We start from the raw sequence: 14,409 nt of genomic DNA on the forward strand, positions 1-14,409 counted from the left end.
AAGTATCGCAGATTTACGATATGTATGGCCATGCAGGTGCCACCCGGGGCAGGGGAGTGGGTCAGAGGGTGCGGCCGAGCAGGTCGACGAGCTCGGCGATCCGGGCTTCGTCGCGCTTGTAGTGCGTCCACTTGCCGACGCGCGTCGCCCGCACCAGACCGGCGCGGTGCAGCACGGCCATGTACGCCGAGACGGTCGACTGCGCCAGCCCGAGCTTCTCCTGGATGTGGCTCACGCACACGCCGACCTCGACCGGGTCCGCGATAGCCCGCTCCACGGGGAAGTGCCGCTCCGGCTCCCGCAGCCAGCCGAGCACCTGCAGCCGCACCGGGTTCGCGAGCGCCTTGAACACCTCGAGCAGCTGCTCGACGTCCGGCGCGGGTTCGATGTGCGTGGTCATGACCGGCTCCAGTATAGGCACGCCGGCGCGAGGTCCCGGACGCTCGCGTATAACGACCTATACTCACCGTCGTGATCGAAGAAACCCGGCCCCGCGCGCCCATCACCGAAGCCGCCGTCCTGGCCTGGCTGGAGACGACGGCCGCCGCCGTCGAAGGGGGCGAGGTGAGCGCCCAGGAACTCATCGACCTGCTCGGGGAGCTGCGCCGCGCCTCCGCGGCCTGCGCCGACGCCTCGGACTGGCTGCTCCTCGCGGCCCGTGAAGGCGGCGCCAGCCTGCGTCAGATCGCCCCGGTCTTCGGCAAGGGCTACGTCCGCGCGCCGGCCGCCCGCCTCGAAAAACTCCACCGCCAGGCCCAGAACTCGGACCAGTGGCTGGCCATCCTCCGGCACAAGCAGACGGCATGAGGACGCGCGTCGACCGGATCGCCCTCGGCCTGGCGGCGCTGGGCCGTCCCGCGTACATCAACCTCGGCCGGGACGGGGCGCTGCCGCCCGTGCGGGACGTCGCTTCGATGCGTGCCGCGACCTTCGCGGTGCTCGACGACGCGTACGCCGCGGGTGTCCGGCACGTCGACGTCGCGCGGTCGTACGGGCGCTCCGAGGAGTTCCTGGCCGGCTGGCTCGCCGAGCGGGGGCACGCCGACGTCGAGATCTCCAGCAAGTGGGGCTACGCCTACGTCGGGGACTGGCGGCTCGACGCCGACGTGCACGAGGTGAAGGAGCACTCGGCGGCGCGGTTCGCCGCGCAGTGGGCGGAAACCCTGGGACTGCTGGGGGATCGGGTGCACCTGTACCAGGTTCATTCGCTCACTGTGGACAGTCCGTTGTTCACCGACGAGCCGTTGCTCGAAGCGCTGGCGGAACTGTCCGCGAACGGTGTCGCGGTGGGCTTTTCGACGTCCGGGCCGGCCCAGGCGGCCGCGATCGAGCGGGCGTTTGCGCTGGAAGTGGCCGGGCGGGCGGTGTTCTCGGCGGTCCAGTCGACGTGGAACCTCCTGGAACCGTCCGCGGGCCCGGCCCTGGCCGCGGCGCACGCGGCCGGGAAACGGGTGCTGGTCAAGGAAACCCTGGCCAACGGCCGGCTGGTGGTCGAAGCGCCGGCCGTGGCGCGCGAGGTCGCGGCGGCGCACGGGACCGGGCCGGACGCGGTCGCGGTGGCCGCGGTGCTGGCGCAGGAGTGGGCCGGCCGGGCGGTCATCGGCCCGGCGAGCACGACGCAGCTCGAGGCGAATCTGCGGGCCACGGCCCTGGACCTGACCGCGGCCGAACGGGACTCGCTGGCCGCGCTCGCCGAGGAGCCCGGCGCGTACTGGCGACACCGGTCCTCGTTGGAGTGGCGCTGAGGGGCTGCATTACCCTCGCAGGCACGCCACGGACGACGGGAGGCCGGAGCAGGTGCGTCATCGGCAGGCGATCGCGTTGGCCGCGGTCGCGTTGGTCGGCCTCACGGGCTGCGACGGGCCCGACCCGAACAACCTCGAGACGTACTACGACGATCCGGTGCCCACGTCGTCGACCGCCCCGGTCACCGAAGCTCCGGTGAGTCCCGCGAAGGCGGCTCCCGTCCCGCCCCCGGCGCCCGATCTCGGCCTGCTCGCCGAGCGGGCGCTGCTGTCCGACGTGGACGTCGCGGAGGAGGGTGTGCAGCCGGGTTCGGGCGAAGCGGCGGGGTGTCTGACCGAAGGGGTCTCGGCGACCAGCCGGACCGCGACCTGGCGTTATCCGAGCGGGTCCGTGCTCCGCCACCGCGTCGCCGCGTACCCGGACCCGGCCGCTGCGCAGGCCGTGGCGAACGCCGAGTGCGCGGGCAAGACGGTGAGCATCCCCGAGCAGCCCGGCGTGGACCTCCAGCGGGCCTGGCGCGAAGGCAAGACCTGCACGGTGTTGCTGGCGAAGGGAAGGCTCGTCTCCGGGCTGACGGTCTCGGCGAGCACGGAGGCCCGGGCCGTGGACGCGGCGAAGCGCCTGTTGCCCGCGATGGCGGCGAAGCTCGCGGCTCAGCCGTAGCGGCGGAACCATTCCCGGACGCCTTCGCGGCCGTCGGGGATGAAGGGCAGTTCCGGGGCCGGGTCGTCGACCCAGGCCCGCAGTTCCGCCAAGGTGATCCAGCGGCCTTCGACGATCTCTTCGGCCTGGTGGCGGATCGGGCCGTCCCAGCGGACCTCGAAGGCGAAGTTGTGGGAGCGGTTGCGGCCGTCGTCGTAGACCTTGGTGAACAGGGGGACGGGTTCCACCCCTTGGACGCCGAGTTCTTCGGCCAGCTCGCGGCGGGCGCACTCGGCCGGGGTCTCCCCGGCGGCGACCACGCCGCCGGCCCAGCAGTCCCAGGTGGAGGGGAACACGTCCTTCCCGGGGGTGCGGAGGTGCACGTAGACCGCGTTTCCGTCACCCGAACGGACCAGGACGACGCCGGCGGCGTGCCACAGCGCCTCGTCGCGGACCCGAGAGCGGGTGGTGGTGCCGACGACCGAGCCGGCCTGGTCATAGAGGGCAACGAGTTCGTCACTGCCTGGCATGGGTGCATCGTTCCACTAGGGCGACCCCGTAGGGTGGTGACATGCGGCGGATCATGGGAACCGAAGTCGAGTACGGCATCTCCGTGCCGGGCGACGCGACGGCGAACCCGGTACTCACCTCCACCCAGGTCGTGCTGGCCTACGCGGCGGCGGCCGACATCCCGCGCGCCCGGCGGGCGCGGTGGGACTACGAGGTGGAGAGCCCGCTGCGGGACGCGCGCGGGTTCGACCTGACCGGCCCGTCCGGGCCGGGGCACGACCCGGACGTCGAGGACCTGGGCGCGGCGAACGTCATCCTGACCAACGGGGCGCGGCTGTACGTCGACCACGCGCACCCGGAGTACTCGGCGCCCGAGGTGACGAACGCGCGCGACGCGGTCATCTGGGACAAGGCGGGCGAGCGGGTGATGGAGGAGGCGGCGATGAAGGCCGCGTCCGTGCCGGGTCAGCCGCAGCTGCAGCTGTACAAGAACAACGTCGACGGCAAGGGCGCGAGCTACGGCACGCACGAGAACTACCTGTGCGCGCGGTCGACCCCGTTCACCGCGATCATCGCGGGGCTGACGCCGTTCTTCGTGTCGCGGCAGGTGGTGACCGGCTCGGGCCGGGTCGGCATCGGCCAGCAGAGCGAAGAGGCCGGCTTCCAGCTCTCCCAGCGTGCGGACTACATCGAGGTCGAGGTCGGCCTGGAGACGACGCTGAAGCGCGGCATCATCAACACGCGCGACGAGCCGCACGCGGACGCGGACAAGTACCGCCGGCTGCACGTGATCATCGGCGACGCGAACATGTCGGAGTACTCGACGTACCTGAAGGTCGGGACGACGGCGCTGGTGCTGGACCTGATCGAGTCCGGCATCCGGTTCGACGACCTGAAGCTGGACGAGCCGGTCAAGGCGGTCCACCAGATCAGCCACGACCCGACGCTGAAGACGCAGGTCGCGCTGGCGAACGGGAAGAAGTACACCGGCCTGGACCTGCAGTTCGCCTACCACGAGATCGCTTCGCAGAACCTGGAGCGCACGGACGCGGACCAGGCGTCGAAGGAGGTCCTGCGGGTCTGGGGCGAGGTGCTGGACGCGCTGGCGCGGGATCCGCAGGAGTGCGCGGACCGGCTGGACTGGCCGGCGAAGCTGCGGCTGCTGGAGGGGTACCGGCAGCGGGACAACCTGGCCTGGGGCGCACCCCGGCTGCGGCTGGTCGACCTGCAGTATTCGGACGTGCGGCTGGCGAAGGGCCTGTACAACCGGCTGGTGACGCGCGGGTCGATGAAGCGGCTGGTGTCGGAGGAAGAGGTGCTGGCCGCGGTGACGACGCCCCCGTCGGACACGCGGGCCTACTTCCGGGGCCGGGCGCTGGAGAAGTACGCGACGTCGATCGCGGCGGCTTCGTGGGATTCGGTCATCTTCGACGTGGGCAAGGAGTCGTTGGTGCGGATCCCGACCTTGGAGCCGTTGCGGGGGACGAAGGCGCACGTCGGCAAGTTGCTGGACAACGCGGCGACGGCGGAGGAGCTGGTGGAGGCGCTCACCGGTTCGGACTAGGCGGTTGGCACACCGATCGCGGCGTTGCCCCGAATGTCGGGGCCGCTGGGTAGGCTAGGAAACATCAGCCACACCGGGAGGCGAGATGGCCCAGGAAAAGATCGAAAAGCACGGCGGTGGTGACTCCGACGAGGAGTTCGAGGACACCGGCGCGGCGGGTCAGGAGCGGCGCGAGAAGCTCGGCGAGGACGTGGACACGATCCTCGACGAGATCGACGACGTGCTCGAAGAGAACGCCGAGGACTTCGTCCGGGCCTACGTGCAGAAGGGCGGCGAGTAGCCGCTCGGGGCACTGCGCCCTTGCCGACCGTTCAGCCGGCGGCCGGGGCTCCGCGTGGTGGGCGCGTCCGCGTGCGGGCGGGGCTCCGGGCGCGGGGCCCGGGCTCGCCTGGCCCGCACAGATGGGATTTTTGAGCACGTATGGACAACACCAGGGGCATCTCGGGTCCCGCGCTGCCGGCCGCGTACTTCTCGTCGGCGACGTCGTCGTTTTCGGACTTCCTGCGCGTGCAGGCGCCGGAGCTGCTTCCGGAGCGCCGGGTGGGCAGCGGTGTCTCGGAGCTGGGGGTGCCGCACGGGACGACGATCGTCGCGCTGACCTTCGCGGGCGGTGTGCTGATCGCAGGTGACCGGCGGGCGACGTCGGGGAACCTGATCGCGAGCCGTGACATGGAGAAGGTGCACGTCACCGACGAGTACTCGGCGGTGGGCATCGCGGGCACGGCGGGGCTGGCCGTGGAGATGGTGCGGCTGTACGCGGTGGAGCTGGCGCACTACGAGAAGATCGAGGGCGTTTCGCTGTCGCTGGACGGCAAGACGAACAAGCTGGCCGGGATGGTGAAGGCCAACCTGGAGATGGCGATGGCCGGGCTGGCGGCGATCCCGTTGTTCGTGGGGTACGACCTGGATGCCGAGGACCCGAAGCACGCCGGGCGGATCGTGTCCTACGACGCCGCGGGCGGGCGGTACGAGGAGAACGGCGGGTACGCGGGCATCGGCTCGGGTTCGCTGTTCGCGAAGTCCGCGTTGAAGAAGCTGCACGACCCGGACGCCGACGTCGAGGCCGCGACGCGGGTGGCGGTCGAGGCGCTGTACGACGCGGCGGACGACGACACCGCCTCGGGCATGCCGGACCTGGTGCGCCGGATCTTCCCGAGCGTCGTAACGATCACCGCCGAGCAGGGCGCCATGCAGCTGTCCGAGGCCGAGACCGCCGCGGTGGCCGAAGCCGTGGTGGCGGGGCGGATCGAGCGCCACCAGCGCCGGCTTTCCTGACCGGACTCGACCAGTGAACGTTGGAACACCGAAAAACCTGGAGCGCACACCGTGACGATGCCGTTGTATGCCTCTCCCGAGCAGCTGATGCGGGAGCGTTCCGAGCTGGCGCGCAAGGGCATCGCGCGCGGCCGGAGCGTGGTGGTGCTGAAGTACGCGGGCGGCGTGCTGTTCGTGGCGGAGAACCCGTCGGCGACGTTGCACAAGGTTTCCGAGATCTACGACCGGATCGGGTTCGCCGCGGTCGGGCGCTACAGCGAGTTCGAGAACCTGCGCGTGGCCGGCATCCGGCACGCGGACCTCAAGGGGTACCAGTACGACCGGCGTGACGTGAGCGCGCGGGCACTGGCGAACGCGTACGCGGCGACGCTGGGCAGCATCTTCACCGAGCAGCTGAAGCCGTTCGAGGTGGAGATCTGTGTGGCGGAGGTCGCGGCGAGCGCGGCGGAGGACCAGCTGTACCGGCTGACCTACGACGGGTCGATCTTCGACGAGCCGCAGTACGTGGTGATGGGCGGGCAGGCCGACAAGATCGCCGCGAAGATGAAGGAGACGTTCGAGGACGGCTTGGACCTGCAGGCGGCGCTGGGGGTGGCGGTGACCGCCCTGCGGACGCCGACCCAGCCGGCGCCCACGACGTCTTCGGCGGGTTCGTCTTCCTCGGGGAACGCCGCGGCGAACGGCAACGGCGACGCGGACCCGATCAAGCTGGAGGTGGCGGTCCTGGACCGCGACCGGCCGCGGCGGTCGTTCCGCCGCCTGACGGGGACGGCGCTGGACACGCTGCTGCCGGTGCCGGACCCCCACGTGGACGAGCCCGAGAAGAAGCCGGAAGGCGAATAAGTTCCGAGCGGAGGCGGAGGCGGGGGCGTGGCCGGTGGGCCGCGCCCCCGCTGCCATTGTTCGCCGATGCAGACGGCCCGCAGGCCATCGGCCACACCCCCCTGCCGGCCCGATACGCAGCCGCATCAGCGGCCGGCGGGCCGGGTCAAGGCACGCTTTCCCGCCTTGACGCGGCGTGACGGCCGTTGAACAATCCGGCGTTCGGGCCGGCGGGAGCAACCCGGCAGAAGCTCCAACGGCTCAGGACGTCGCGGGCGAGGCCCGGAAGGTCTGGTCGGCGAAGGCCAGCAGGTACGGCAGCGTGGCCCGGGCCGTGTGCCAGGTGTGGTTGAAGCCGCGTTCGGCGTGGACCACCGCCTCCTGGCCGCGGGCGCGCAGTGCGTCGGCGATCCGGTGGGCCGTCGTGACGTCGGTCGGGGCGCCGGTGCCGACCGCGAGCAGCACCGAGATCGGCGCGGTGAACTCCATCGCCGGCAGGTAGCGGCGAGGGGTGTTGGCGGCGATGGCGGCCGGGTTGCCGTCGAGGATGCCGATCGAGTCGTTGAGGTCGTCGTAGGGCAGGGCGATCACCAGGGTGGCGAACTCGCCGACGTGGTGGAGGCCGATGTTGAGCGCGCCGAAGCCGCCGCCGGACATGCCGCCCAGCGCGCGGTGCGTGCGGTCGGCGAGGGTGCGGTAGCGCTGGTCGACGGCCGGGACCACGGTGCCGGCGAGGTAGGTCTCCAGCTGCGGGCCGCCCGGCACGTTCAGGCACTCCCAGTCCGTGCTGGGGTGGCCGGCGGTCAGGTCGACGCTGACCACGATCATCGGGGCGATGACGGTGGCCCGCTGGAGCGCCAGGAGCGTGCCGGGGGCGTCGCCGGAGGTGAGCCAGTCGCGGGGACCGCCGAAGGGGTAGCCGTGGATGAGGTAGACGACCGGGTAACGGCGGGCGGGGTCGGCGTCGTACCCCGGCGGGAGGATGACGTAGTTGCTGCCCGACGGGACCCCGTGGGCGGGGTCGGGCAGGCTGAGGACGTCGATCCGCTGACCGGCGGCGGCCGCGCCCGCGCCGGGGTGCGGCGCGGGGGCGGCTGAAGCGGGCGCCTCCTGGCCGTCGTCGAGCAGGTGGCCGGCGAGGTTGACGACGCCGGGGCCACGCTCGAGGAGCCGGGCCAGGTCGTCGGCGGTGCGGACGTACCCGACGTAGCTGTTGAGCGCGGTGACCGCCGCCAGCAGCAGGAGGACGCCGAAGGCCGTGCACCCCCAGCGCCGGACGCGGCGGCGGTACCCGAGCGCGACCACGACGGCGAGGACGGCGACCGCGGCCGAGGCGAGGGCGAGCCAGATCAGCGGCGACTCGAGCGGGCCCAGGTCGCGGGCGCGGGCGGTGACGTCGCCGGGGAGCACCGGATCGCTCGCGGCCCGGTGGATGACGCTCGCCAGGCCGTGCCCGTCCATCGAATCCCCGCTCGTCCCCCGGCCGCGGGCAGGAGTGCCCGCAACTCGACCGCGAAGCTAGCCGGGGGCGGCTGTGGGTTCGTTGAGAGAAGGTAAAGATCAATCAAAGGCGGTAGAGGGTCAGCGCGCTGGGCCGCGAGCGGAAGCGGAACCGGTTGCCGAGCGGGCCGACCTCGCCGTCGGTGGCGACGCGGCGGTTGCCGTCGAGCAGCTCGACGTCGAGCTCGGGCAGGTCGAGCTCCTGGTAGACGTGACTGGCGGCGAGGCTGCGGGTGATCATCGCGAGCAGGAACCGGGCACGCGAGTAGGGCAGGTCGGCGCGCAGATAGCGGATGTCGAGCAGGCCGGTGTCGAGCGCGGGACGGCGGCTCGGGGCGAACCCCTTCGGCGCGTACGTGCCGTTGCCGACGAACAGCAGCCAGATCTGCGTCCGCTTGCCGTTGAGCCGGACGGTCAGCGGCTTGGCGTTCCGCAGTGACCTGGCCAGCGCGATCGCGGCCGAGGGCCACTTGGGGTGCCGCTGCTGGAGCTTCTCGCGCAGCCGGACCATCTCCGGGTAGCCGCCGAGGCTGGCGGTGTTGACGAACCACCGGTGGGCCGCGTCGCCGGCGCCGTCGATCTCGACCTCGCCCAGGTCGACGCGCACGGCGTTGCCGACTTCGGTCGCCGCGTCGGCGTCGGGCATCGAGGTGACGCCGACGTCGCGGGCGAAGTGGTTGAGCGTCCCCGCCGGGACCAGGGCGAGCGGCAGGTCGCGTTCGGCCGCGACGGAGGCGACCGCGGCGACGGTGCCGTCCCCGCCCGCGACCGCGAGTGCGCGGATCGTGCCGCGGGCGTCGATCTCGGCTTCGAGCTGGGCACGCAGGCCCTGTTCGGGGTCGGGGTAGAGCAGCGTGGCCTTGGGCCAGGCGAACTTGACGTCCTCGGTCGGGTCCTGGCCGGCCACCCCGGAGCTGGGGTTGACGACCGCGAGCATGTCCTCGCCGTCGACCATCTCGGGCGCGTCCGCGTCGTGGGCCGTGCGGCCCGGGACGTCGTCGTGCAGCGGCCACCAGTGCCGGGTGGCCAGGCCGACGCCGACGCCGATGCCCAGCCCGACGCCGACGTCGGAGGGCCAGTGCACGCCGGTGTGGACCCGGGAGTAGGCGACGACCAGCGCCAACGGGGCCACCGCGAGCCCGGCTCGCGGCGACTCCATCGCCACCGCGGTGGCGAAGGCCGCGGCGGACGCGGAGTGCCCGGAGGGGAACGACGAGGACGTGGGCCGTTTCCGCAGGCGGCGGCGCATCGGCACCTCTTCCTCGGCCGGGCGGCGGCGGGGGAACAGCGGCTTGCCGATGAGGTTCGCCGCGGCGCTGGCCCCGGCGATCGCGACGACCCCGCGCAGCGCGCCCCGGCGGGTCGCGCCCTTGCGGGTGGCCAGCACCGCGGCGACACCCCACCACAGGCGGGACTTGTTCGCGGATCTCGACAGCGCCATCAGCGCGTCGTCGGCCTTCGAGGCGGGCAGTGCAGCGCTGCGGCGCATCAGGGTGCGGTCGGTCCGGCCGACCCGCCGGAAGGCCCGGATGAGCTGGTGTGACAAAGGAGTCCGCCTTCCGCGTGACGTCAAGAGCCGTGCTCCAATCGTGCCTGATCCGGGCAGTTTTCACCGTCTGTGGCGTACTGGGGGCGTGTCGACGCCCGAACGGCGCACCGTCGAAGGGGGTCCAGCGCCTACTCTGGTGGAATGCAGCGGCGGATCTTTGGCATCGAGACCGAGTTCGGGGTCACGTGCACCTTCCACGGACAACGCAGGCTCTCGCCCGACGAGGTGGCGCGGTACCTGTTCAGGCGGGTCGTGTCGTGGGGACGCTCCTCCAACGTGTTCCTGTCGAACGGCTCGCGGCTCTACCTCGACGTCGGCTCGCACCCCGAGTACGCGACGGCCGAGTGTGACGACCTGGTCCAGCTCGTCACGCACGACAAGGCCGGAGAGCGGATCCTCGAGGACCTGCTGGTCGACGCCGAACGGCGGCTCGCCGACGAGGGCATCGGCGGCGACATCTTCCTGTTCAAGAACAACACCGACTCGGCGGGCAACTCGTACGGCTGTCACGAGAACTACCTGGTGACCCGCGCGGGCGAATTCTCCCGGATCGCGGACGTGCTGCTCCCGTTCCTGGTGACCCGCCAGCTCATCTGCGGCGCCGGCAAGGTGCTGCAGACCCCGCGAGGCGCGGTCTACTGCCTCTCCCAGCGTGCCGAGCACATCTGGGAAGGCGTGTCGAGCGCGACGACCCGCTCGCGGCCGATCATCAACACCCGTGACGAGCCGCACGCCGACGCCGAGCGCTACCGGCGGCTGCACGTCATCGTGGGCGACTCGAACATGGCCGAGCCGACGACCATGCTCAAGGTCGGCTCGGCGAACCTCGTGCTCGAGATGATCGAGGCCGGCGTCCAGTTCCGCGACTTCACCCTGGACAACCCGATCCGGGCGATCCGCGAGATCAGCCACGACCTCACCGGCCGCCGCCAGGTGCGGCTGGCCGGCGGGCGTGAGGCGTCGGCGCTGGACATCCAGCGCGAGTACCACGCCCGCGCCGTCCAGCACCTCAAGGACAACGGCTCCACGCCGGCGAACGAACGCGTCGTCGAGCTGTGGGGCCGGGCGCTGGAGGCGGTCGAGCAGCAGGACTTCGGCAAGATCGACACCGAGATCGACTGGGCGATCAAGCACCGGCTGGTCGAGCGCTACCGGCACAAGCACGACCTGGACCTGTCCAGCCCGCGGATCGCGCAGCTCGACCTCGCCTACCACGACATCCGCCGCGGCCGGGGCATCTTCGACCTGTTGCAGCGCAAGGGCCTGGTCCGCCGGGTCACCGACGACGGCGAGATCGAGGCCGCCAAGGACACCCCGCCCCAGACGACCCGCGCGAAGCTGCGCGGCGACTTCATCGCCGCGGCCCAGGCCGCGGGCCGTGACTTCACGGTCGACTGGGTGCACCTGAAGCTCAACGACCAGGCCCAGCGCACGGTCCTGTGCAAGGACCCGTTCCGCTCGGTCGACGAACGCGTGGAACGCCTGATCAGCTCGCTCTGACCTTCGTGAATGCCCCCTTGACGGCTCTTACAGCCGTCAAGGGGGCATTCACGGCGTTCGGGGACGCGACGAAAGTCGGGGCGGGGGTGCGGCAGGATCGGCGCATGCGTGTCGTGCGTGTGGTCGTCCTCGTGGTCGCTCTGGTGGTTTCGATCGTGGCTCCGGCGTCGGCGGGGGAGCGCCTGCCGAAGTGGGAGCCGGCCCCGACCGGCGTCGCCGCCCAGTTCCGGGGCCTGTCCGCCGTCAGCGGGCGCGTCGCGTGGGTGAGCGGGACCCAGGGCACCGTCCTGCGCACCGTCGACGGCGGGCGCACGTGGAAGTCCGTCGGGCCGCCCGGGACCGAGACGCTCCAGTTCCGCGACATCGAGGCCTTCGACGCCACCCACGCCGTGGTCCTCTCCATCGGCCCCGGCACCGACTCCCGCGTCTACCGGACCGACGACGGCGGCGCGCACTGGCGCCTGAGCTTCCAGAACACCGACGCGGCGGCGTTCTACGACTGCCTGGCCTTCTTCGACCCGTGGCGCGGCCTGGCGATGAGCGACCCCGTCGACGGCCGGTTCCGCGTGCAGGCCACCTTCGACGGCGGCCGCAGCTGGCGGCCGGTGCCCGACAGCGGCTTCCCGCCCGCACTGCCCGGTGAGGCCGGGTTCGCGGCCAGCGGCCAGTGCCTCACGACGGCGGGGCCGTCCGACGCCTGGCTGGCCACCGGCGGCGGCGCCACCGCCCGCGTCCTGCACTCCGGCGACGGCGGCCGCCACTGGACGGCGGCCGCCACGCCGTTGCCCAGCAGCCCGTCCGCGGGCGTGTTCGCCGTCGCGTTCCGCACGCCGGGGCAGGGCGTCGCGATCGGCGGCGACTACGCGAACCCCGCCGCGCCCGGCCCGGCCGTCGCCCTCACCCGGGATCGCGGCCGCACCTGGCACACCCCGGCGCAGTACCCCGCCGGGTACCGGTCGGGGCTGGCCTGGCGCGGCGGCTCGGTGCTCGCCGTCGGCCCGGGCGGCAGCGACTACAGCCCCGACGGCGGGCGGCACTGGACGTCGTTCGACACCGGCAGCTTCGACTCGGTGGACTGCGCCGGGACGATGTGCTGGGCGAGTGGCGCCGGTGGCCGCGTGGCCCGCCTGAGCCGCTAGAGCACCTGGCCGGTCGGGCGGACCATGATCTCGTTGACGTCCACCGACGGCGGCTGTGAGAGCGCGTAGAGCACGGCGCGGGCGATGTCGTCGGCTTCCAGCTTCGGCTTCGTGCGCTGGTTGTCGTCGAGGATGTCGGTATCGGTGATGCCGGGGTTGATGAGCGTGACCCGCACCCCGGTACCGACGGCCTCTTCGCGGATCGCGCCGGCCATCCCGGTCACCGCCCACTTCGTCACCGAGTACAGGCTGGCGTTGCGGATGTAGCGGCCGGCGACCGAACCGGTGATCAGCAGGTGCCCCGAGGACTCCTTCAGCGCGGGCAGGGCCGCGCGGGCGGTGTAGGCGGCGCCGAGCACGTTGGTGCGGACCATCGGCTCCCACGCCCGCGGGTCGGGGTCGTCGTCGCCGAAGAACGACGTCCCGACCCCGATCCCGGCGTTGGCGAAGGCGGCGTCGAGCCGGCCGAACCGCGCCACGGTCTCGTCGACGGCGGCGGAGATGCCCGGCCAGTCCCCGACGTCCGCGCCGAGGGCGATGGCCCGGTCTTCGCCCAGCTCGGCCGCGAGGGACGTGACGGACTCGGCCTTGCGGGCGACGAGGGCGACCTTGAACCCGGAGGCGGCGGCCAGCCGTGCCGTGGCGGCACCGAGGCCGCGGGAGGCGCCGGTGATGAGGAGAACGCGATCATCCATGCGTCCAGGCTAGGGATGATTCACGGAGTCAGCACGAGCCGGCCGCGCAGCCCACCCGCGGCCAGCCGTTCGTGCGCGGCCGCCGCCTCCGCCAGGGGGAGCACGCCGGCGACGCGCGCGGGAAGGCGCCCGGCCAGCTCGGCCAGCCGCTCGCCGTCCGCGCGGATCCAGACGTGGCGGACGCGGACGCCGCGCAGCGGGAGCGGTGCGGCTCCGGCCGCGAAGGCGACGAACTCGCCGCCGCCCCGGACGGCGTCGAGCGCGTCCAGCCCCAGCAGCGCGGTGTCGAGGACGGCGTCCACCCCGCCGGGGACCACGGCCCGGACGCGGTCGCCCAGCGCCGGGCCGCGGGGGACGAACTCGCCGGCACCGAACTGCCGGACGAGAGCTTCGTCGGCTTCGGACGCCACGGCGACCACCGGCAGCTTCCGGGCGTGCGCGAGGGCGACGGCGTACCCGCCGACCGCCCCGGCCGCGCCGGTGACCAGCAGGGTCCCGGTGGTCTCGACGAGGTCGAGCGCCTGGGCGGCGGTCAGGGCGTTGAGGGGGAGGGTAGCCGCTTCGACGGGGGAGAGGCCGGGTGGCGCGGGGGCCACGGCCGAGGCGTCGAGGACGAGGTACTCGGCGTAAGCGCCGAGGGGGAGGGCGATGCGGTCGCGCAGCCCGATCACGGCGTCGCCGACGCCGAATCGGGTGTCCCCGGCGTCGTCGATCCGGCCGGCGACGTCCCAGCCGAGACCGAGCACCTCCCGCGGCGGGATCACCCCCGCCTCGCTGAGCGCTCCCGAACGGGTGGCCGCATCGACCGGGTTGACCGCGGCCGCCGCCACCCGGATCCGCACCTGCCCGGGACCGGGCTCGGGCACCGGCACCTCGACGGCCTCCAGGACCTCCGGGCCACCGAACCGGCGGACCACCATCGCACGCATCTTCGTCTCCTTCGCGGGTCGAACCTTCCTCGCGAACGTATGGGGAGCTACTCTCCGTTGGGAAGTACGCACCTGCGGGTGCCCACCGCACGAGGAGGTGAGGCCGGTGCCCACGCGCACGGCGGAACAGCGGCGGCAAGCCGAAAAGGCCGCCTACGACGCCTATCTGGCGGCGTGCCCGACCCGGAAGCTGCTGGACGAGATCGCCGGCAAGTGGGTCAGCCTGATCCTGGTCGCGCTCGGTGACGGCCCGCAGCGCTACAGCGACCTTTCGCGCCGCATCGCCGGGGTCAGCCAGAAGATGCTCACCCAAACCCTGCGCGTGCTCGAACGCGACGGCCTGGTGCGCCGCGAGGTCACCCCGGCGGTGCCCGTCCGCGTCGACTATTCCCTTACGCCACTGGGGGAATCGCTGCGCGCGCTGATGGCCGGGTTCAAGGCGTGGGCCGAGGCCAACTTCGACGCCGTCGACGCCGCCCGCACCGATTACGACGCGCGTACCCCGGACCTCACGATCGGGCCGGACGGCGCGGGCTAG

16 protein-coding genes are annotated in these 14,409 nt (G+C 72.5%); 10 read left to right on the plus strand and 6 right to left on the minus strand.

The window, feature by feature from the left end:
- Window positions 1–61 precede the first annotated feature (61 nt).
- Window positions 62–400: a metalloregulator ArsR/SmtB family transcription factor gene (locus tag AB0M80_RS20670; RefSeq protein ID WP_364566981.1), complete on the minus strand. Its 339-nt coding sequence runs from the start codon at window positions 398–400 to the stop codon at window positions 62–64.
- Window positions 401–471: 71 nt separating this feature from the next.
- Between AB0M80_RS20670 and AB0M80_RS20675 the strand changes: the two genes are divergently transcribed.
- Genes AB0M80_RS20675 through AB0M80_RS20685 form a run of 3 tightly spaced genes read left to right on the plus strand, consistent with a single transcriptional unit; the run spans window position 472 to window position 2,409 of the window.
- Window positions 472–807 (plus strand): hypothetical protein, encoded by a 336-nt coding sequence (locus AB0M80_RS20675; RefSeq protein ID WP_364566984.1) that lies wholly within the window; start codon window positions 472–474, stop codon window positions 805–807.
- Entirely contained in the window at window positions 804–1,745 is a 942-nt protein-coding gene (locus AB0M80_RS20680) for an aldo/keto reductase (RefSeq protein WP_364566987.1), read from the plus strand. The genes AB0M80_RS20675 and AB0M80_RS20680 overlap by 4 nt, the downstream gene beginning before the upstream one ends.
- Window positions 1,746–1,797: 52 nt before the next feature.
- Window positions 1,798–2,409: a hypothetical protein gene (locus AB0M80_RS20685; RefSeq protein WP_364566990.1), complete on the plus strand. Its 612-nt coding sequence runs from the start codon at window positions 1,798–1,800 to the stop codon at window positions 2,407–2,409.
- Here AB0M80_RS20685 and AB0M80_RS20690 read toward each other — a convergent pair.
- Window positions 2,400–2,918, minus strand: a complete 519-nt coding sequence (locus tag AB0M80_RS20690; RefSeq protein ID WP_364566993.1) for an NUDIX domain-containing protein — start codon at window positions 2,916–2,918, stop codon at window positions 2,400–2,402. The two genes, AB0M80_RS20685 and AB0M80_RS20690, sit on opposite strands and share 10 nt — an antisense overlap.
- A gap of 41 nt (window positions 2,919–2,959) precedes the next feature.
- Between AB0M80_RS20690 and dop the strand changes: the two genes are divergently transcribed.
- The 4 genes from dop (at window position 2,960) to prcA (ending at window position 6,580) form a co-directional block, all read left to right on the plus strand.
- A complete protein-coding gene (gene dop, locus AB0M80_RS20695) occupies window positions 2,960–4,462 on the plus strand; it encodes a depupylase/deamidase Dop (RefSeq protein WP_364566996.1) in 1,503 nt (500 codons plus the stop codon).
- 85 nt (window positions 4,463–4,547) lie between these two features.
- Window positions 4,548–4,742: a ubiquitin-like protein Pup gene (locus tag AB0M80_RS20700; protein ID WP_003075646.1), complete on the plus strand. Its 195-nt coding sequence runs from the start codon at window positions 4,548–4,550 to the stop codon at window positions 4,740–4,742.
- 140 nt (window positions 4,743–4,882) lie between these two features.
- A complete protein-coding gene (prcB, locus tag AB0M80_RS20705) occupies window positions 4,883–5,737 on the plus strand; it encodes a proteasome subunit beta (protein WP_364566999.1) in 855 nt (284 codons plus the stop codon).
- Window positions 5,738–5,788: 51 nt separating this feature from the next.
- Window positions 5,789–6,580 carry a proteasome subunit alpha gene (prcA, locus tag AB0M80_RS20710; protein ID WP_364567002.1) on the plus strand — a complete coding sequence of 264 codons (792 nt, stop codon included), beginning with the start codon at window positions 5,789–5,791 and terminating at the stop codon, window positions 6,578–6,580.
- A 240-nt stretch (window positions 6,581–6,820) separates the two neighbouring features.
- Here prcA and AB0M80_RS20715 read toward each other — a convergent pair whose 3' ends face one another.
- Both AB0M80_RS20715 and AB0M80_RS20720 read right to left on the minus strand, forming a co-directional pair.
- Window positions 6,821–8,020, minus strand: a complete 1,200-nt coding sequence (locus AB0M80_RS20715; protein WP_364567005.1) for an alpha/beta hydrolase-fold protein — start codon at window positions 8,018–8,020, stop codon at window positions 6,821–6,823.
- 103 nt (window positions 8,021–8,123) lie between these two features.
- Complete coding sequence (locus AB0M80_RS20720; protein ID WP_364567008.1) at window positions 8,124–9,605, minus strand: phosphatase PAP2 family protein; 1,482 nt, start codon at window positions 9,603–9,605, stop codon at window positions 8,124–8,126.
- Between the two features lie 144 nt (window positions 9,606–9,749).
- Here AB0M80_RS20720 and pafA point away from each other — a divergent pair, with 144 nt between their 5' ends.
- Window positions 9,750–11,108 (plus strand): Pup--protein ligase, encoded by a 1,359-nt coding sequence (gene pafA, locus AB0M80_RS20725; protein ID WP_364567011.1) that lies wholly within the window; start codon window positions 9,750–9,752, stop codon window positions 11,106–11,108.
- Window positions 11,109–11,212: 104 nt separating this feature from the next.
- Window positions 11,213–12,247, plus strand: a complete 1,035-nt coding sequence (locus tag AB0M80_RS20730) for an oxidoreductase (RefSeq protein WP_364567013.1) — start codon at window positions 11,213–11,215, stop codon at window positions 12,245–12,247.
- Here the strand turns inward: AB0M80_RS20730 and AB0M80_RS20735 are convergent.
- Window positions 12,244–12,942, minus strand: coding sequence for an SDR family oxidoreductase (locus AB0M80_RS20735; RefSeq protein WP_364567016.1), 699 nt, complete (start codon window positions 12,940–12,942; stop codon window positions 12,244–12,246). The two genes, AB0M80_RS20730 and AB0M80_RS20735, sit on opposite strands and share 4 nt — an antisense overlap.
- A gap of 20 nt (window positions 12,943–12,962) precedes the next feature.
- Entirely contained in the window at window positions 12,963–13,871 is a 909-nt protein-coding gene (locus tag AB0M80_RS20740; protein ID WP_364567019.1) for an NADP-dependent oxidoreductase, read from the minus strand.
- 106 nt (window positions 13,872–13,977) lie between these two features.
- Here AB0M80_RS20740 and AB0M80_RS20745 point away from each other — a divergent pair, with 106 nt between their 5' ends.
- Window positions 13,978–14,409 (plus strand): helix-turn-helix domain-containing protein, encoded by a 432-nt coding sequence (locus AB0M80_RS20745; RefSeq protein ID WP_364567021.1) that lies wholly within the window; start codon window positions 13,978–13,980, stop codon window positions 14,407–14,409.

The sequence above is a fragment of the Amycolatopsis sp. NPDC051045 genome, from assembly GCF_040682955.1.
Lineage (GTDB): Bacteria > Actinomycetota > Actinomycetes > Mycobacteriales > Pseudonocardiaceae > Amycolatopsis.

What these genes read in the sequence shown, in the direction of transcription:
- AB0M80_RS20670 (WP_364566981.1), bottom strand. Translation starts at nt 400, where the DNA reads ATGACCACGCACATCGAACCCGCGCCGGACGTCGAGCAGCTGCTCGAG.
- AB0M80_RS20680 (WP_364566987.1), top strand. Translation starts at nt 804, where the DNA reads ATGAGGACGCGCGTCGACCGGATCGCCCTCGGCCTGGCGGCGCTGGGC.
- AB0M80_RS20690 (WP_364566993.1), bottom strand. Translation starts at nt 2,918, where the DNA reads ATGCCAGGCAGTGACGAACTCGTTGCCCTCTATGACCAGGCCGGCTCG.
- dop (WP_364566996.1), top strand. Translation starts at nt 2,960, where the DNA reads ATGCGGCGGATCATGGGAACCGAAGTCGAGTACGGCATCTCCGTGCCG.
- AB0M80_RS20700 (WP_003075646.1), top strand. Translation starts at nt 4,548, where the DNA reads ATGGCCCAGGAAAAGATCGAAAAGCACGGCGGTGGTGACTCCGACGAG.
- prcB (WP_364566999.1), top strand. Translation starts at nt 4,883, where the DNA reads ATGGACAACACCAGGGGCATCTCGGGTCCCGCGCTGCCGGCCGCGTAC.
- AB0M80_RS20715 (WP_364567005.1), bottom strand. Translation starts at nt 8,020, where the DNA reads ATGGACGGGCACGGCCTGGCGAGCGTCATCCACCGGGCCGCGAGCGAT.
- pafA (WP_364567011.1), top strand. Translation starts at nt 9,750, where the DNA reads ATGCAGCGGCGGATCTTTGGCATCGAGACCGAGTTCGGGGTCACGTGC.
- AB0M80_RS20730 (WP_364567013.1), top strand. Translation starts at nt 11,213, where the DNA reads ATGCGTGTCGTGCGTGTGGTCGTCCTCGTGGTCGCTCTGGTGGTTTCG.
- AB0M80_RS20735 (WP_364567016.1), bottom strand. Translation starts at nt 12,942, where the DNA reads ATGGATGATCGCGTTCTCCTCATCACCGGCGCCTCCCGCGGCCTCGGT.
- AB0M80_RS20740 (WP_364567019.1), bottom strand. Translation starts at nt 13,871, where the DNA reads ATGCGTGCGATGGTGGTCCGCCGGTTCGGTGGCCCGGAGGTCCTGGAG.